This window comes from Kitasatospora sp. NPDC054795, from assembly GCF_053611565.1.
Genome location: NZ_JBSHAP010000008.1, coordinates 17,216 through 34,577, shown reverse-complemented (window position 1 = coordinate 34,577; position 17,362 = coordinate 17,216). Strand labels below are relative to the sequence as shown.

Genomic DNA, 17,362 nt, shown 5'->3' with positions numbered 1-17,362 from the left:
GCCCCGGTCCTGCCCCCGCCCCCGCGCCCGGCCGCGGCTCCGAGAGCCGCGGTGGACGTGCTCGGTGGACGTGCTCGGCGGAGGGCGGGTCCCCTCACTCCGCCCCGCCCGGGGTCGGCGGCCGCCAGTTGTACGTCCGGGCCGCGCGGCTCAGCAGGGCGCGGGCGGGGAGCAGGCCGGCGAGGGTGAGGGCGGTGGTGCGCAGGAAGGTGGCGGCGGGGGAGCGGAGGGCGACGAGGTCGCCGATGCGGCGGGAGCCGGCGACGACGGCGGTGGTGCGGGGGAGCCGGGCGGCGGTGTAGGCGGGCAGGGTGGCGGCGGGGTCGGTGCCGGGGGTGAGCAGGGAGGCCAGGACGAGGGCGTCCTCGATGGCCTGGCAGGCGCCCTGGCCCTGGAAGGGGCACATCGCGTGGGCGGCGTCGCCGAGGAGGGCGACCCGGCCGTGGTGGTGGGCGGGCAGCGGGTCGGCGAGGTCCCGGACGTCGTGGCGCAGGACCCGCTCGGGCTCGGCCAGGGCGAACAGTTGCGGTACGGGGGCGCACCAGTCGCCGTACCGGCGCAGGAGTTCGGCCCGCTCGTCCCCGTCGGCGGCCCGTTCACCGGCCGGGGCGAGGGCGGCGCCGTACACGTAGACCCGGCCGTCGGCGAGCGGGACGATCCCGGCGAGCTTCCCGCGGCCCCACACCTCGCCGGCGGTGGCCGGGAGGCGGCCGGGGGTGACGATGGTGCGCCAGGTGGTGAATCCGCTGTAGCGGGGGCCGGGGTGCCGGGGGAAGAGCAGGCTCCGGGTCGCGGAGTGGATGCCGTCGGCGGCGACGACCAGGTCGGCCGTCTCCTCCCCGTGGGCGGTGCGGACGACGGCGGGCCCGGTCGCGCTGCCGGGGGTGACGAGGGTGGCGGGCGAGCCGGTGCGGACGGTGCCCTCCGGGAGCGCGTCGACCAGGGCGGTGATGACATCGGCGCGGGCGACGGCGGCGATGGTGTCGCCGAAGCAGGCCTCGAAGGCCGACGTGCTGGTGCGGGCGAGCCAGCGGCCGGAGGGGTGGCGCAGGCCGACGGCTGGGTGCGGGGTGGCGAGGGCGCGCAGGTGCCCGCCGATGCCGAGCCGGTCGAGGCAGCGCAGGGCGTTGGGGGCCAGGGCGAGTCCGGCGCCGACGGATTCGAGGGAGTCGGCGCGCTCGTGGACGCGGACGGGGACGCCCTGTCGGTGGAGGGCGAGGGCGGCGGTGAGGCCGCCGATGCCGCCGCCGATGACGATCGCCTGGTGCAGGCCCATGAGGGGGCTCCTCTTCTCGCGCGCTCCGGCCACTACAGATGTAGTGCCCGATGTTCGAAACGGTACTACGCATGTAGTGAGTCGTAAACTACGGCTGTAGTGAGTTGGGGGAGCCTCTTCGGAAAGGCCATGATCGGACCCATGACACCCCCGCGCCCGACCCTGATCGCCGACGCCGCCATCGACCTGATCGCCGACGCCGGCCTGCGCGGGCTCACCCACCGCGCCGTGGACGACGCGTCCGGCCTGCCCGCCGGCTCGACCTCCAACCTCGCCCGGACCAGGGCCGCCCTGCTGGAGCTCGTGCTCACCCGGATCGTCGAGCGGGAGACCGCCGACTACCCCGTCCTCGTCGAGGGCGAGCTGCCGGCGGCCGCCGCCCCGCCGCGAGAGCAGCTGGCCGAGGTCGGCGCCGAGGTGCTCTTCCAGGCACTCACAGGCGGCCGGCGGATCACCCTGGCCCGCCTGGAGCTCGCCCTGGAGGCCACCCGCAGGCCCGAACTGCGCTCCCTCTACGATCGCCTGGGCGCGCGCTTCGCCCAGCGCGCCGCCGAGCTGCTCGCCGCCGCCGGTTCGAGTGACCCGACGGGGGACTCCCGCCGGTTGATCCGCTGGTGCGACGGCGTGCTGTTCAACGCGACGGCCGGCAGCGGGCACTGGCACGTGCCGATGCCCGAGGAGCTGCGCGAGGAGATCGACCGGTACCTCGCCGTGCTTCTCGACCGGTAGGCCCGGGATCCGGCGGCGCCCGCCTGCGCGAGCAGCGAGCGATCCGCTCCGCGGAGGCGCTGCGCGCCCTCGCGCCGGCGCCGGCCGTGGCGCTGTCGGGGGTGCACCGGCTGGGGCTCGTCCACCGGGACCTCGAGCCCGCCGACATCATGCTGACCACGGCCGGCCCGCGCCTGCTGGACTTCGGCATCGCGGCGATCGTGGACGGCACCCGGCCGACCGCCACCGGCGGCGGCCCGGGCGCCCTGACGTACCTGGCGCCGGAGCAGTTCGGCGAGGAGGGGGTCGGTCCGGCGGCCGTCCACGACCGGATCACCCGGGGCCGGCAGGCCCTCGCGCTGCAGCGGAGGCGGCGAGCCCGGACCCGGCTCCCCGGGCGACGGGGTGCGGTCCCGGAGCACGGGACGGGGCGCGGCCGGGTACGACGGGGCGCGGCCGCATACGACAGGGTCCGGCCGGAGGCGGCTCAACCGTCGGACGCCACCCGCCCGGCGACGAGCCGGGCGCAGTCGTCCACCGAGGCCCGCGAGGTGTCGACGGCCAGGTCGTAGGCGACGCCCTGGTGCACCGCGGAGGCCTGCGCGGTGGCCATCCCGGCCACCCGGTCGCCGCGCGCGGCCTCTCGCGCCGCGGCCACCGCAGGATCGCAGCGCACCCCGACCCAGAGCACGTCCAGACCCTCCAGCGCCGCCCGCCACCGGGCCTGCGAAGCGGCGCCGCCGAGGAACACCTCGTCCACCACGATCCGCGCCCCGGCCCGGGCCATCGCCGCCACCCCGAGCGTCCAGGCGGCGTCCAGCGCGGCGAAGACCGGGCCGACCTCGACCGTCCCGTCCCCGCCCTCCAGCCCGCCGATTCCCTCGCCGCCGTCGCGCAACGACGCCGGCAGCGCCTCGACCATGGTGTCCGCGCCGAGGTGCAGCCACGGGTCCGGCAGCAGTTCCTGCAGGCGCCGGGCGATGCTCGACTTGCCGGAGCTGGACCCGCCGTTGAGAACGATCACATGCATGGGCGGAGCCTATGGCGGCACACCCCGCGGCGTCGCCGCGTTATCCGGGGGAGAGCCCCGGGGGACGGGGCGAGCCGTGGACTACAGGGCTCCGGCCGCCCCCGCCGCGAAGCCCGCCCCCGCCGCGTAGCCCGCCGCCGCGGCCGTGAAGGAGGACGCCAGCGCCGGCGCGCCCGCCCAGTGCAGGTGCAGGTAGGAGGCGTGCACGTTGCCGCCTCCGAAGCCCTCGGTGCGGGGGCCGGCGGGAAGGCGCCAGCCCCAGGCCGGGAGTTCGCCCGCTCCGGGTTCGCAGACCGTGCGATGGAACTCGTGGCCGCGCAGCCTGGTGCCGGCCGGGCCCAGCGGGGAGTCGTGCAGGGCGACCGCCTCCCGGTAGCCGAGGGTGAGCCGCTCGGTCATCCGGGCGTCGGTGGCCAGCACGCCGCACATCGGCAGGCCGTCCAACTCCCGCCCCAGGTAGAGCAGTCCGGCGCACTCGGCGGCGATCGGCCCGCCCGCGGCGGCGAACCCGGCGATGGCGGCGCGAAGTTCGGCGTTGCCGCTCAACTCGCGCACGTACAGCTCCGGGAAGCCGCCGCCGATCACCAGGCCGGCCGTCCCCTCGGGCAGCGACGAGGCGTGCAGCGGGTCGAACGGGACCACCTCCGCGCCCGCCGCGCCGAGTAGTTCGGCGTTCTCCGCGTACGAGAAGGAGAAGGCCGCGCCGCCCGCCACCGCGATCCGCGGCCGGCCGGCCACCGGGGTGACCTCGGCCGACGGGTCCCACGGTTCGGCGTCCAGGTCCGGTGCGGTCCGGGCGAGTTCGAGCAGGGCGTCCAGGTCGACCGAGGAGGCCACCAGTTCGCCCATGTCGGCGACCGCCCGCAGGGCCTCGGCCGAGCGCTCCACCGCCGGGATCAGCCCGAGGTGGCGGGACGGTGTGGCGACCGCCGCGGAGCGGCGCAGCGCGCCCAGCACCGGCACGCCGGAGCCCTCCTCCAGGGCCTCGCGCAGGAGCTGCTCGTGCCGGTCGGAGGCGACCCGGTTGAGGATCACCCCGGCGAGCCGCACCTGCGGGTCCCAGGAGGCGAAGCCGTGCACGAGCGCGGCCACCGAGCGGGACTGCGAGGAGCCGTCCACCACCAGCACCACCGGCGCCCGCAGCAGCTTGGAGACGTGCGCGGTGGAGGCCAGCTCCCCGCGCCCGGAGGCCCCGTCGAACAGGCCCATGACCCCCTCGACCACCGCGACGTCCGCCCCCGCCGCGCCGTGCAGGAACAGCGGTGCGATCCGCTCCGGCCCGCACAGGAAGGCGTCCAGGTTGCGGCCCGGGCGACCGGCGGCGAGCGCGTGGTAGCCCGGGTCGATGTAGTCGGGGCCGACCTTGTGCGGCGACACCGCCAGCCCGCGCGCGGCGAGCGCCGCGATCAGGCCGGTGGCGACGGTGGTCTTGCCGGCGCCCGAGGAGGGCGCGGCGACGACGAGGCGGGGGACGGTGCTCAACGGCCTACCACTCGATACCGCGCTGGCCCTTGCGGCCGGCGTCCATGGGGTGCTTGACCTTGGTCATCTCGGTGACCAGGTCGGCGAATCCGGTCAGCGCCTCGGGCGCGTACCGGCCGGTGATGACGACGTGCTGACTGCCCGGACGGTCCTTGAGCACGGCCACCACCTCGTCCGGGTCGACCCACCCCCAGTGCATCGGGTAGGTGAACTCGTCCAGCACGTAGAAGCGGTAGGTCTCGGCCGCGAGGTCCCGCTTGACCTGCTCCCAGCCTTCCTTGGCCGCCTCCTCGCTGGACATCTCCTGCTCGGCGGAGCGCTGGATCCAGGACCAGCCGGAGCCCATCTTGTGCCAGTCGACGGTGCCGCCCTCGCCGGAGGCGCCGAGCACGCGCAGCGCGTTCTCCTCGCCGACCTTCCACTTGGCGGACTTCACGAACTGGAACACCCCGACCGGCCAGCCCTGGTTCCAGGCCCGCAGCGCCATGCCGAACGCGGCCGTGGACTTGCCCTTGCCGGGGCCGGTGTGCACGGCGGTGATCGGCAGTGTGCGGCGCTGACGGGTCGTCAGGCCGTCGTCGGGGACGCTCTCGGGGACACCCTTGGGCATGTCGGCTCAGGCCGCCTTTCGCATCGCGGTGGTTGCACGGTTCGCAGAACGGTTGTCGGACCGGCTCTCGCGGACGAGCGAGGCCACGCCCTCGGCGCGCAGCTCGTCCAGGCCGACGGCGGTGCCGCCGAGCAGTCCGGCCAGGGTGCGGGCCAGGCCCAGGCGGACCGGGCCGGACTCGCAGTCCAGCACCACGCTCGCCGTACCCTGCGCCGCGAACAGCGCGGCCGCGCGGTGCGAGCGGGCGAGCGCGTCCCGCCCGCCGGTGGCCCGGCCGTCGGTCACCACGACCAGCAGCGGGCGCCGGCTCGGGTCGCGCAGCCGCTCGACCCGCAGCACCTCGTGCGCGCGCAGCAGGCCGGCGGCCAGCGGGGTCCGCCCGCCGGTGGGCAGCGACTCCAGCCGGGCCGCGCCGACCTCCACCGAGGAGGTGGGCGGCAGCGCCAGCTCGGCGCCCGCGCCCCGGAAGGTGATCATGCCGATCTTGTCGCGGCGCTGGTAGGCGTCCATCAGCAGCGACAGCACCGCGCCCTTGACGGTGGTCATCCGCTGCCGGGCGGCCATCGACCCGGAGGCGTCCACCACGAACAGCACCAGGTTGGACTCCCGCCCCTGGCGCACCTGTTCGCGGAAGTCGTCCTTGTGCACCACCAGCGCCCGCCCGCTGCGTCCGCGCGCCGCCTGGTGCGGCGCGGCGGCCTGGAGGGTCGCGGTCAGGTGCAGCCGGCCGAGCGCGCCCTGCGGGCGGCGGGCGCGGATGGTGTGCCCGCCGGTGGTCTCGGCGGGGGAGCGGCGGCCCTGGGCGCCGTGCCCGGTGCCCTTGACGGTGAACAGCTGGGTCCGGTACGGGTCTCCGGCCGCGACCGGCGCCGACTCCCGCGCGGGGGAGGGGTGCTGGGCGGGTACGGGCTGCTGCGCGGGCGCCTCGGGGCCCTCGGGGGCCGACGGTTCGGGAGCGGAACCCTCGGGGCCGCCGTCGGACGGCTCGGGCGCGCCGCCGCCGTCGGGGCCGCCCCCGTCCGGGCCGCCCTCCGGCCCGTCACCGTCGCCGTCCGGCCCGTCGCCGTCCGGGCCGGATCCGTCGCCCTCGGGCTCAGGCTCCTCCTGCTGCGCGTGCTCCTCCAGCGTCCGGTCCAGCTGCTCCTCGTCCAGTCCGGGCGCGTCGAAGGGGTTGCGGCGGCGCCGGTGCGGCAGCGCCAGCTGCGCCGCCTTGCGGACGTCCTCCTCCTGCACCTCGGTGCGCCCGTCCCAGGCCGCCAGTGCGACGGCTGTGCGGGCCATCACGATGTCCGCGCGCAGCCCGTCCACCTCGAACGCGGCGCACACGGCGGTGATCTGACGCAGCGCCACATCGGTCAGCTCGACCTTGGGCAGCAACTCCCGCGCCGCGACGATGCGTTCGGCGAGAGCCCGCTCCTCCTCGGCGAACCGCTCGGCGAAGCCGGCCGGGTCCGCGTCGTAGGCGAGCCGGCGGCGGACCACCTCGGCGCGCTCGGCCGGATCCCGGGTGGCGGCGATCTCGACGGTCAGGCCGAACCGGTCGAGCAGCTGCGGCCGCAGCTCGCCCTCCTCCGGGTTCATCGTGCCCACCAGCAGGAACCGGGCCGCGTGGCGCACCGACACGCCCTCGCGCTCGACGTAGGAGCGGCCCATCGCGGCGGCGTCCAGCAGCAGGTCCACCACGTGGTCCTGGAGCAGGTTCACCTCGTCGATGTAGAGCACGCCGCGGTGCGCCCTGGCGAGCAGCCCGGGCTCGTACGCCTTGACGCCCTCGGCCAGCGCCCGCTCCAGGTCGAGCGAGCCGACGATCCGGTCCTCGGCCACGCCGACCGGCAACTCGACCAGCTGGGCCGGCCGTTCGGAAGCGGGCGGGGAGACGTGCGGCCCGTCCGGGCACTGCGGGTCGGGCGCGGCCGGGTCGCAGGCGAAGCGGCAGTCGTCCACGGTGGCGATGGACGGCAGCAGGCCGGCCAGCGCGCGCACCATGGTCGACTTCGCGGTGCCCTTCTCACCGCGCACCAGCACGCCGCCCACGGCCGGGGAGACCGCGTTCAGCAACAGCCCGAGCCGCAGGTCGGCCATGCCGACGATCGCGGTGAACGGATAGCGGACGTCACTCATGCCGTACCCCACTCCTGTCGTGCCCGGTCCCGCGGCACTGTCCGGTCCTGTGATCCTGCCCGGCTCGGTGATCCTGCCCGGTTGCGTGATCCTGCCTGGCCCTGCTGCCGTACCCGGCACTGCCGCCGTACCCGGCTCATGCGTCACTCCCAGGGGCCCCGGGCGGGACGAACGGCAGCGATCCGGCCGCCGGCACCCCGCCCTCGATCAGCTTCCACAGCGCGTCGGTGTCGGCGTGCTCCTCGATCAGGTCGCCCAGCCGGTCCAGCCGGGCCTCGCGCGCCGCGGCGAAGGAGGTGTCCGGGGCCGGGACGAACGCCCGGCCCGACAACGCGGCGACCTCGCGCAGGAGTTCGCGGCGGAACCCGTCGTTCTCCAGCGCGCCGTGCCAGGTCGTGCCCCAGACCGGGCCCACCCGGCAGCCGTCCAGACCCCGCCCCCGGCCGTCGGAGACGAACGTGTCCCCGCCCTCGACGGTGACCACCCCGTGGTGGATCTCGTAGCCCTCCACCCGCTGCCCGAACGCCTCGCCGACCGGCCGCGCCAGCACCTTCTCGGCGCCGAACCGCACCTGGGTCGGCAGCAGGCCGAGGCCCTCGACGGCCCCCGCCTTCGACTCGACCTCGTCCACGATCGAGCGCGCCAGCATCTGATAGCCGCCGCAGACCCCGAGGACCGGCAGCCCGGCCGCCGCCCGCGCCCGCAGCGCCGGCTCCAGACCGCGCTCGCGCAGCCAGGCGAGGTCGGCGACGGTGGCCCGGGTCCCGGGCAGCACCACCAGGTCGGCGTCGGCCAGCTCCTCCGGGCGGGTCGCCCAGCGCACCAGCACGCCCGGCTCCTGCGCGAGCGCGTCCATGTCGGTGAAGTTGGACAGCCGCGGGAAGCGCACCACGGCCACCCGCAGCACGTCCGCGCCGTACGGCCCGGGCCCGTCCGCCCGGTCCACCACCGTCGACAGGTCCAGCGAGTCCTCGGCGTCCAGCCAGAGCCCGGGCAGCATCGGCAGCGTGCCCAGCACCGGACGGCCGGTCAGCCCGTGCAACATTTCCAGCCCGGGTGCGAGCAGCCGCGCGTCACCGCGGAACTTGTTGACGAACCAGCCGGCCACGTGCCGCTGGTCCTCCGCCGACAGCAGCGCCAGCGTCCCGTACATCGCCGCGAAGACCCCGCCGCGGTCGATGTCCCCGACCACCACCACCGGCAGGGCGGCGGCCGTCGCCAGGCCCATGTTGGCGATGTCGCGGTCGCGCAGGTTGATCTCGGCGGGCGAGCCCGCGCCCTCGCAGACCACCACGTCGTAGCGGTCGCGCAGGTCCGCCAGGCACTCCAGGGCGCGCTTCAGCAGGACGGGCTTGCGCTCGCGGTAGTCCAGCGCGCCCACCTCCGCCACCGGCCTGCCGAGCAGCACCACCTGGCTGCGGCCGTCCGCGCCCGGCTTGAGCAGCACCGGGTTCATCGCCGCCTCCGGCTCCACCCGGGCGGCCTGGGCCTGCATCGCCTGGGCACGGCCGATCTCGGCACCGTCGGCGGTGACGAAGGAGTTGAGCGACATGTTCTGCGCCTTGAACGGCGCGACCCGCACGCCCTGGCGGACGAGCCAACGGCAGATCCCGGCCGTCACCACGCTCTTGCCCGCGTCCGAGGTCGTCCCCGCGACCAGCAGCGCCTTGCTCATGCCCGTCCCCTCTTCCTCAGCAGCATCCGCAGCAGGACGTGCCCCGCGACCGTCGTACCCAGCGCCAGTGCGCCCACCCGCCGGGAGAGCGCACAGGCGCGCTCGATGTCGTCCACCGTCACCGGCCGCAGCTCCGCACCCAGTACGGGCCGGTGCTCCACCCGCTCGCCGTACCGCAGCGCCCCGCCCAGCCGTACGCCCACCGCGCCGGCGAACGCCGCCTCGGCCTGGCCCGCGTTCGGGCTCGGGTGCGCGGAGCCGTCGCGCCGCCAGACCCGCCAGGCCGTACGGGGCTCGGGCGCGGCGGCCACCGTCAGCAGCGCCGTCAGCCGGGCGCCCGGCCAGCCCGCCAGGTCGTCCAGCCGGGCCGAGGCCCAGCCGAACCGGGCGTAGCGCGGCGAGCGGTGGCCCACCATCGCGTCCAGGGTGTTCACGGCGCGGAAGGCCAGCAGGCCGGGCGTGCCGGCCAGGGCGCCCCAGGTCAGCGCGTTCACCACGGCGTCGGCGGTGTTCTCGGCCACCGACTCGACCACCGCCCGGGCGATCTGCTGCCCGTCCAGCGCGCTCGGGTCCCGCCCGCACAGGTGCGGCAGCCGTTCCCGGGCGGCCGCGAGGTCGCCCGCGGCCAGCGAGCGGCCGATGGTGCGCGCCTCCCGGGTCAGCGAGGTGCCGCCGAGCACTGTCCAGGTCGCGGCCGCCGCCAGCACCGCCCGGCCCAGCGGACGCCGGCCCACCGTACGGTCCAGGGCGAGCGCGCCCGCCGCGACCGCGCCCACGCACAGCGCCGTGTACCCGGCCCCCGCGCCGCGGTCGTCGCGCCACAGCCGACGCTCCAGCCGGGTCGCGGCGCTGCCGAAGACAGCCACCGGATGGCCCCGGCGGGGGTCGGCGAAGCGGGCGTCGGCGACATGGCCCGCGACGGCGCCGAGCGCGAACGCGGCGGCGCGGGCCAGCGGGCGCGGCGAGGAGGAGGGCCCGAGCGGGGTCATCGGGGGCACGGCGGAAGGCAGCTCGGAGTCCGGTGGGGTGGGGCAGCCTGCATCGCGTGCGTGTCCTCACTCAGGGTCCGCGCCCTGGATCGACGTGACGGGGGCGAGAGTCTCCTGGCTTCCGGGTCGAACGCACCCCCGGAGCCTTCCAGCGGCCGTCGACGGCCGCCGTGGCGATGTTCCGAGCGTGCTCCCCGGTGACAGTGGCGGGACCGCGCCGGAATTCCACCGGCTTCCTCTCCATGCCTCCGTTTGGCCCCAGGATCCCATCACGGGCCCGAACCGGGAGTCAACCGAGGTCACAGAGGGGTTGGTCACACGCGGACGCCGCCGACGCGCCGGGGGATCGCCCGGCGCGGGGCCGCCCTCCACCGGGAACACCACGTCCCCTCCCACCGGGGCGCCGCCGGCTCCGCCGCCGCCCCGCCCCACCACCCTCATTGCCCGCCTCCGACACCTCCTCAGCGCCGCCTGGCCGCCGCCCGGGTGACCCGGACGGCCCAGCCCGGTGGCCGGGCGGACGGAGCGCCGGTGAACTGGTGCCCGAACACCGTCCGGTCCGTGAGCAACAGAGCGGGGAGCGAAATGCGTTGGGGAACCGCCGCCGTCGTGGCGGCCGCCGCGGTCGGGGCCGCCGTGCTGGTGATCGGCCGTCGGGCCTCCGACCGGACGGTCCGTCCGGTGGCCGCCGTCCCGGAGTCCGGGCCGGTCCTGGTCCGCGGCCTCTCCCCCGGCCGGGTCACCTTCACCCGCGGCCCCGAGAGCCTGCGCCCCGGCCGCTGGGCGGTCGAGTGGGCGGACGGCGGGCACGCGGTCGTCGAGGAGGTCCTGCACAGCGACGAGCGGGGCGTCACCCGCCCGCTGCTCCGCGCCGACCGGGGCACGCTCACCCCCGGCACCGAGGTCCGCTTCACTCCCCGGGTCCACCTCGGCGACCCCACCGAGGCACTCGGCCTCCCCTTCACCGACACCACCGCCGACGGCGAGCTCGGCGCCCTTCCCGCCTGGCGGCTCGACGGCAAGCGCGGTACCTGGGTGATCCTGGTGCACGGCCCCGAGGCCGACCGCCAGCAGACCCTCCCGGTGCTCCCCGTCCTCGACCGGCTCGGCCTGCCCGCCCTCGCCGTCACCTACCGCGGCGACCGGGGCGCCCCCGCCTCCCCGGACGGGCTCAGCCACTTCGGCGAGACCGAGTGGCGCGACATCGAGGCGGCGGTACGGCTGGCGCTCGACAGCGGCGCGGGCAAGGTGATCCTCTACGGCTGGTCCGTCGGCGCGACCACGGCCCTCCAGACCGCGGCCCGCACCGCCTGGCCGCACGCCGTCAGCGGCCTCATCCTCGACTCGCCGGTGCTCGACCTCCCGGTCTCCGCCCGCCGGGACGCCGCCCGGGCCGGCTTCCAGGGCGTCGCCGCCGAGCTCGGGGCCCTGGCCGCGGAGGGCCGCACGGGCGTCGACCTCGCCGACTTCGCCCGCATCGCCGAGGGCACCGACCTGCGGGTGCCCACCCTTCTCCTGCACAGCCCCGAGGACCGGATCGCGCCCTTCGGCACCGCCGAGAAGCTGGCCGCCGCCCGTCGCGACGTGGTCAGCCTCCAGGCCTTCCCCGGTGCCGACCACGCCACCCTCTGGAACACCGCTCCCGACCGGTACACCGAACTGCTCCGCCGCTGGCTCACGCCGCTGCTGTAGGGCGCCGCCGGCGGGTCCTGCCGGCACGTCTCCCGGACGTGCCGCGGTCGGTGCTCCGCTTCCGCCCCTGCGGATAGGAACGCGGCCCCACCGCCGAGGTCCGGGCCGACCCGTCGAGCCGATCCGTCGAGCCGATCCGTCCGATCCGTCCGACGGGATCCGCGAGGCCCGCAAGACCCACTGGCCGCGTCCTCGCCCCCCTCCTCGTGCGGGCGTTTCCGGCTGGGCCGCGCCGGCTTTTCCGGCGCGCTTCGCCCCTGCCCACGAATGAACGTTTCCTCCATTCCGCCGTAGGCGCGCGAGAAGTCGGCCGGTCCGACTTCTCGCGCGGCACGATCCCCCCGTCCCGCTCGTCATCCGTCCGGATTCGGACTGGACAGCTCCGCCGGAAGTCGGCGGAAGGGGATTCCCCGTGCGACCGGCGCGAAAACCACCTCGATGTCAGGGACAACAATTTGCCCGGCCACTGACCCCCCACCCGTACGCACGGTAACCGCCCGAGCATTCCCGGCGACCGGGATGATGCGAGTGGCATGGGCAGGTCACACGTTTCCGGCCAGGCGGTTTGCCGCTGTTGCCCGATCTTGCGGAGGTGCCGCCACCGGTCGCCCGGTCGTACGGACAACCGGATGTGACAGAAGGCCGGTACAAGGGGAAGACTGCTCGACGTGACGTCTCGGAACCCGCGCGACCGTGATGCCCCGCTCCCGCCGACGATCGGCACCGGTGCGACGGTGACCCGTCTCCCCGGAACGGCCCAACGGCCCGCCGGTGGCAGGCCGGGCGGGGCGGGTGTCCCCCGTAACGGAGTACCCCGGCGGCGAGGGCCCGCTCCGGCTCCCGGGCGGGGCAGGGTTCCCGTGCCCGAGGGCTTCCCGGCACCCGCCGAGCTGGCCCCGCTGGCCCGCCGGATGCTGGTCGACGCCGTCCGCGTCGCCCGCTGGGCCGGTGAGCTGGCCGAGGTCGACAAGCGCGGCGAACTGCTCCCCGAGGACGCCCGCGAGGCCGGCCGGGCGCTGGCCATGACGGTCGGCGCCGCCGCCAAGGCATGGGGGCAGGCACTGCTGGTGGGCCTCGTGGAGCCCCGGGACGGCGGAGCCGGACCCGGCTGGCGCCTGCACGCCTGGGAGCACGACGACGAGGCCGTGGTGCGCGGATGGTCGGCGATGTTCGACGCCTGGACCCTGCTCGCCCCGGTGCCCCCCGCCGCGCTGCGCGGCGTGTTCGCCGTGCTGGCCGGGCAGGCCGTGGACCAGGCCCCGCAGCTGCTCTCCTTCCTGCACCTGGTGGACGGCCCCGTCGCCGAGAGCGAACTGCTGGAACTGCTGCGCCGGGGCCTGGACGAGCGCCGGGTCGGCACCGGCCTCGGCGGACCGGGGCTGTCTCCGGTGCCGCACGCGGCCTCGGCCGTCTCCGCCGTCCGCGGTACCTGCCGCGCGCCGCAGATCGACACCCCGGCCGCGCCGGCCGACGTGGCCGCCGTCCTGGACTGGATGCTCGACGGCCTGGAGGCCGTCGGCGCCCTGGTGCGCAGGAACGATGCCGCGGAGCTGTCGCCGCTCGGCCACTGGGCGGTGCGGGCCAAGCTGGAGGAGATCTGCACGGTCGCGCAGACCGCGGCCGGGCACATCGAGCAGAGCGCCTTCGAGCTGCTGAACGCGTGTGCGGACTACTCGCCGGGCCCGGCCCGCGCCGAGTTCCGGGCGTGGGTCGCGGCCCGTCCGGCGGACCGGGCCGTGGGCGAGCTGCTGGAGGCCGCCCGGGGCGACGACGCGCTGGTGCGCGGACTGGCCTTCGAGGCGCTGCGGGTGGCCGGGGGCCCGGCCGAGCAGGCGGTGCGCGCGGCGGTGGACGCGCCGGTGCTGCGCCCCTACGCGCTGCTGTGGCTGGCGGAGCGCGCCGACGAGGGCGTCTCCCCGGCGGACGTACTGGGCGCGGAGGACGCGGCCTGGCTCTGGGTGGACACCGCGGCCGCGGTGCTCGACCACGGCGAGACCGAGCTGCTGGTGGGTCATGTCGAGGGCGCCTCGGCGGGCGACCCGGTCCGGCTGTTCGCCCGGGCCCGGCAGTCCGGTCACCCGCGGGCGGCCTCGGTGCTGACGGCGGTCTCGGGCGTGCACCCGGACCCGGGCGTGGCCCGGGCGGCCCGCCGCTCGGCGTTCAGCGTGCACACTGGTGGCGCCTGAGTTTTATGACTTTTGCGGGGACGTTCGGGGTCCACGGTGACCGCGACGGCGGCTCCGGCGTCCGTGTCGAGGTTCGCTCGGGTCTCCGCTCGGACGGCGCCCGAGTCCCGCACCCGCGGCGCTCGATTGTTATGACATACGAGAAGGGCCCGGAACCAACAGGTTCCGGGCCCTGACTCTTATGACTTTTGCGGGGACTCAGCCGAGCCGGGACTCCGCCCGCCGGGCGCGGACGTCGCCGACCTTCTGCCCCACCTTGCGGCGGATGACCAGAAGCGGTGCCATCGCCGCGAGAGTGATCTGGGCAAATGCGCCGACGTGCATCAGCTGGTTGCCACCGGGCAGGCCGGTGGCCCAGGCGGCCAGGCAGCCGATGGAGACCACGATCCAGCAGAGCGTCGCGGTGGCCAGCAGCCCCTGCGGCTTCGGGTACTCGATCCGGCTGACCATCAGGTACGCGGCGCCGAAGATGGCGAGCAGACCGGGCAGGAACGGCGGGTCGAGCAGCACGATGGCGATCACCGTCATCGCGCCCATCGGGCAGGGCATGCCCTGGAACACCCCGGGCCGCATCTTGACGGCCGAGAAGCGGGCCAGCCGCAGGACCACCGCGAGCAGCACCGTGATGGCGATGAGCGCCGACAGCTTGCTGTTGGAGCCCTGGGAGACCATGCCCCAGACCGCGACGAAGTAGGCCGGCGCGATGCCGAAGCTGATCAGGTCCGCCAGGTTGTCCAGTTCCGCTCCGAGGGCGGAGGAGCGCAGCTTGCGCGCCACCAGGCCGTCGAAGAGGTCGCACATCGAGCCGATCAGCAGCAGCGTGACCGCGGTGGCGGCGCTGTGCCGGTCCGGAGCGGCGTCCGGGTTGGTGATGTGCGGGACCAGGACCCCGGTGGTGATCGAGTAGATCGCCAGGAAGCCGCAGACGGCGTTCCCCAGGGTCAGGAAGTCGGCGGTGGAGAGGTGCTGAGGAGAGCGCGGGGCGCGCAGCTCGCGGTCGCGCGCCCAGCGGCGGCGGCGCAGGGCCGTCTCCTCGTCGTCCAGGCCGACGATTGTCTCAGGATCAGTCACGGTCAAGGCGCGTCACCCCGGCTGTGGTCTTCTGGCCGACCTCGACGCCGACCTCGACGCCGGCCGGCAGGTAGGTGTCGACCCGGGACCCGAACCGGATCAGACCGATCCGGTCGCCCTGCTCGACCTTGGTTCCGGCGTCCACGTACGGCACGATGCGTCGGGCCACGGCCCCCGCGATCTGCACCATCTCGATGTCGCCGAGCTCGGTGTCGAAGTGCCAGACGACCCGCTCGTTCTGGTCGCTGTCCTTGTTGAACGCGGGGACGAAGCCGCCCGCGACGTGCTCGACCGACGTCACCGTGCCCGGCAGGGGCGCGCGGTTGACGTGGACGTTGAGCGGGCTCATGAAGATCGCGACCCGGGTGCGGCCGTCCGGCCAGGCGTCGATGCTCTGCACCACGCCGTCGGCGGGGGAGATCACTCTGCCCGTGCCGATCTCACGCTCGGGGTCGCGGAAGAACCACAGCATGCCCGCGCTGAGCGCGCAGGCGGGTACCGCAGCCAGGGCCCACTTGCCGCTGCGCCGGGTGAGGGCGGTGGTCACGGCGGCCGTGGCGAGAGTGGGGACGAACCAGGGGGTGGCTCCGCGCGCGATGGTCACGCGGGGTCGCCGACCGGCCGTCGGGGCTGCGAGGGCATCGCGGTCCGTGACGGAGGTGTGAGGGGACGGGCTGATGGGCATCGAAGACCTTTGTCGCGGGGGATCATGGCCGCTGGACGGGGGCCACCGCGGGATCGGTAATAGAGGGACGGCTTGCTGTCCCGGTGGATGCTATCGGGAGCACACGGTGGGTGGGCAACCCGCCTGCTCGTTCATGTGTCCGGTGGCGGCGCGTGTGCGCGTCCACTCCTACGACCGTAGCTCGACCCGGTCCGGTTCCCAAGGGACCCGACAGGGCTGGTGACTCTTGTCTCAACGGGTGCGCCGACGGAACCCGGCGGGGCGAAACGGCCGTAGCGGCCGCAAGCGGGTGTGCGGAAGCGGCCGCCGGGCGTGTCGTTGCAGCTGTACGCCCTGCGGCCGCTTCCGGAGGGCCGTGCCGGACCCAGGCGGACCAGGCCGGGCCCGTGACGGGGCACGGCGCTCCGCCGGCGCGGGCCCGCACGCCCGTCGACCGGCGGTTCGAGGGGGCCGCCCGGCGACGTGGTCCGTCGGCGGGCGGCCCGGGGATCAGTCGGCGATCCGGTACTCCTCCAGGAGCCGGCGTCCGACGATCATCTTCTGGATCTCCGCAGTACCTTCACCGATGAGCAGCATCGGGGCCTCGCGGTAGAGGCGCTCGATCTCGTACTCCTTGGAGAAGCCGTAGCCGCCGTGGATGCGGAAGGCGTCCTCGACGACCTCCTTGCAGTACTCGGAGGCGAGGTACTTGGCCATGCCGGCCTCGAGGTCGTTGCGCTCGCCGCTGTCCTTCTTGCGGGCGGCCATGACCATCATCTGGTGGGCGGCCTCGACCTTGGTGGCCATCTCGGCGAGCTTGAACTGGATCGCCTGGTGCTCGGCGATCTTCTTGCCGAAGGTGGAGCGCTGCTGGGCGTAGGAGATGCCGAGCTCGAAGGCGCGGCGGGCGACGCCGCAGCCGCGGGCGGCGACGTTGACGCGGCCGACCTCGACGCCGTCCATCATCTGGTAGAAGCCGCGGCCCGGGACGCCGCCGAGGATGCGGTCGGCCGGGATGCGGACGTCCTGGAGGACCAGCTCGGTGGTGTCGACGCCCTTGTAGCCCATCTTCTCGATCTTGCCGGGCACGGTCAGGCCGGGAACCGTGGGGTTCGGGCCGAAACCGGCCTCCTTCTCGATCAGGAAGGTGGTCATGTTCTTGTACGGCGTGTTGCCGCCCTCGTCGGTCTTGCAGAGGACCGCGACCAGGGTGGAGGTGCCGCCGTTGGTGAGCCACATCTTCTGGCCGTTGAGGACGTAGAACTCCCCGTCCTTGACGCCCTTGGTGGAGATGGCCGAAACGTCGGAGCCGAGGCCCGGCTCGGACATCGAGAAGGCGCCGCGGATCTCGCCGGCGGCCATCCTCGGCAGGAAGTGGTCCTTCTGCTCCTGGGTGCCGTGGGCGTTGATCATGTGCGCCACGATGAAGTGGGTGTTGACGATGCCGGAGACCGACATCCAGCCGCGGGCGATCTCCTCGACCACCAGGGCGTAGGTGAGCAGCGACTCGCCGAGGCCGCCGTACTCCTCGGGGATGGTGAGGCCGAACAGGCCGAGCTGCTTCATGCCCTCGACGATGGCGGTCGGGTACTCGTCCTTGTGCTCCAGCTCGGTCGCGACCGGAATGATCTCCTTGTCGACGAAATCCCGCACGGTGGCGAGGATGTCCCGCTGGATCTCGGTGAGGCCGTCGGTCTGTGCGAGGCGTCCCATCGTGCGGCTCCGGAAAGGTCTGAGGGGCTACGGAAAGTCGGGGATTCCCCGGGGGGGGGGATTGCGGGGGCCCTGCCGGCGTGGCTGCGGCAGCAGGGCCCCCGGTACCGGGTGGGGCGCGGCCGATGACGGCGGCCTGCCCGTC

Annotated in this window: 14 protein-coding genes and 1 riboswitch; of the genes, 4 read left to right on the top strand and 10 right to left on the bottom strand. The window is 75.1% G+C overall.

Translation table 11 applies throughout. The features are described 5' to 3' along the window. Positions 1–94 precede the first annotated feature (94 nt). Positions 95–1,276: an FAD-dependent monooxygenase gene (locus ACWGJO_RS04635; protein WP_452182131.1), complete on the bottom strand. Its 1,182-nt coding sequence runs from the start codon at positions 1,274–1,276 to the stop codon at positions 95–97. Positions 1,277–1,417: 141 nt separating this feature from the next. On the opposite strand from ACWGJO_RS04635, the gene ACWGJO_RS04630 reads away from it, so the two are divergent. Both ACWGJO_RS04630 and ACWGJO_RS04625 read left to right on the top strand, forming a co-directional pair. After that, a complete protein-coding gene (locus ACWGJO_RS04630) occupies positions 1,418–2,005 on the top strand; it encodes a TetR/AcrR family transcriptional regulator (RefSeq protein WP_452182130.1) in 588 nt (195 codons plus the stop codon). Continuing rightward, a complete protein-coding gene (locus tag ACWGJO_RS04625) occupies positions 1,891–2,556 on the top strand; it encodes a protein kinase domain-containing protein (protein WP_452182129.1) in 666 nt (221 codons plus the stop codon). Before ACWGJO_RS04630 ends, ACWGJO_RS04625 begins: the two co-directional genes overlap by 115 nt. Here the strand turns inward: ACWGJO_RS04625 and cpt are convergent. From cpt to ACWGJO_RS04595, 6 genes are all read right to left on the bottom strand, one after another. Further along, positions 2,472–3,008: a chloramphenicol phosphotransferase CPT gene (cpt, locus tag ACWGJO_RS04620; RefSeq protein WP_452182189.1), complete on the bottom strand. Its 537-nt coding sequence runs from the start codon at positions 3,006–3,008 to the stop codon at positions 2,472–2,474. The genes ACWGJO_RS04625 and cpt overlap by 85 nt on opposite strands. Before the next feature lie 87 nt (positions 3,009–3,095). Then, positions 3,096–4,496 carry a cobyrinate a,c-diamide synthase gene (locus ACWGJO_RS04615; RefSeq protein ID WP_452182128.1) on the bottom strand — a complete coding sequence of 467 codons (1,401 nt, stop codon included), beginning with the start codon at positions 4,494–4,496 and terminating at the stop codon, positions 3,096–3,098. Between the two features lie 4 nt (positions 4,497–4,500). Continuing rightward, positions 4,501–5,106, bottom strand: a complete 606-nt coding sequence (cobO, locus tag ACWGJO_RS04610; RefSeq protein ID WP_049655361.1) for a cob(I)yrinic acid a,c-diamide adenosyltransferase — start codon at positions 5,104–5,106, stop codon at positions 4,501–4,503. Between the two features lie 6 nt (positions 5,107–5,112). Beyond that, positions 5,113–7,227 carry a putative cobaltochelatase gene (locus tag ACWGJO_RS04605; RefSeq protein WP_452182126.1) on the bottom strand — a complete coding sequence of 705 codons (2,115 nt, stop codon included), beginning with the start codon at positions 7,225–7,227 and terminating at the stop codon, positions 5,113–5,115. A 136-nt stretch (positions 7,228–7,363) separates the two neighbouring features. Beyond that, positions 7,364–8,902, bottom strand: coding sequence for a cobyric acid synthase (locus tag ACWGJO_RS04600; protein WP_452182125.1), 1,539 nt, complete (start codon positions 8,900–8,902; stop codon positions 7,364–7,366). Then, positions 8,899–9,891 carry a cobalamin biosynthesis protein gene (locus tag ACWGJO_RS04595; RefSeq protein ID WP_452182124.1) on the bottom strand — a complete coding sequence of 331 codons (993 nt, stop codon included), beginning with the start codon at positions 9,889–9,891 and terminating at the stop codon, positions 8,899–8,901. The genes ACWGJO_RS04600 and ACWGJO_RS04595 overlap by 4 nt, the downstream gene beginning before the upstream one ends. Before the next feature lie 107 nt (positions 9,892–9,998). Then, positions 9,999–10,130: riboswitch (cobalamin riboswitch) on the bottom strand. 346 nt (positions 10,131–10,476) lie between these two features. On the opposite strand from ACWGJO_RS04595, the gene ACWGJO_RS04590 reads away from it, so the two are divergent. Together ACWGJO_RS04590 and ACWGJO_RS04585 are read left to right on the top strand one after the other, a co-directional pair. After that, complete coding sequence (locus ACWGJO_RS04590; protein WP_452182123.1) at positions 10,477–11,583, top strand: alpha/beta hydrolase family protein; 1,107 nt, start codon at positions 10,477–10,479, stop codon at positions 11,581–11,583. Between the two features lie 860 nt (positions 11,584–12,443). Then, positions 12,444–13,769 (top strand): hypothetical protein, encoded by a 1,326-nt coding sequence (locus ACWGJO_RS04585; protein ID WP_380545356.1) that lies wholly within the window; start codon positions 12,444–12,446, stop codon positions 13,767–13,769. 198 nt (positions 13,770–13,967) lie between these two features. Here the strand turns inward: ACWGJO_RS04585 and ACWGJO_RS04580 are convergent, their stop codons facing one another. The 3 genes from ACWGJO_RS04580 to ACWGJO_RS04570 all read right to left on the bottom strand — a co-directional run bounded on the left by ACWGJO_RS04580 (position 13,968) and on the right by ACWGJO_RS04570 (position 17,217). Continuing rightward, positions 13,968–14,846 carry a CDP-alcohol phosphatidyltransferase family protein gene (locus ACWGJO_RS04580; RefSeq protein WP_380354263.1) on the bottom strand — a complete coding sequence of 293 codons (879 nt, stop codon included), beginning with the start codon at positions 14,844–14,846 and terminating at the stop codon, positions 13,968–13,970. Then, on the bottom strand, positions 14,833–15,525 hold the full coding sequence (locus ACWGJO_RS04575) for a phosphatidylserine decarboxylase (protein ID WP_224280704.1): 693 nt from the start codon (positions 15,523–15,525) through the stop codon (positions 14,833–14,835). The genes ACWGJO_RS04580 and ACWGJO_RS04575 overlap by 14 nt, the downstream gene beginning before the upstream one ends. A gap of 489 nt (positions 15,526–16,014) precedes the next feature. After that, a complete protein-coding gene (locus ACWGJO_RS04570; RefSeq protein WP_380545354.1) occupies positions 16,015–17,217 on the bottom strand; it encodes an acyl-CoA dehydrogenase family protein in 1,203 nt (400 codons plus the stop codon). Between the last annotated feature and the right edge of the window lie 145 nt (positions 17,218–17,362).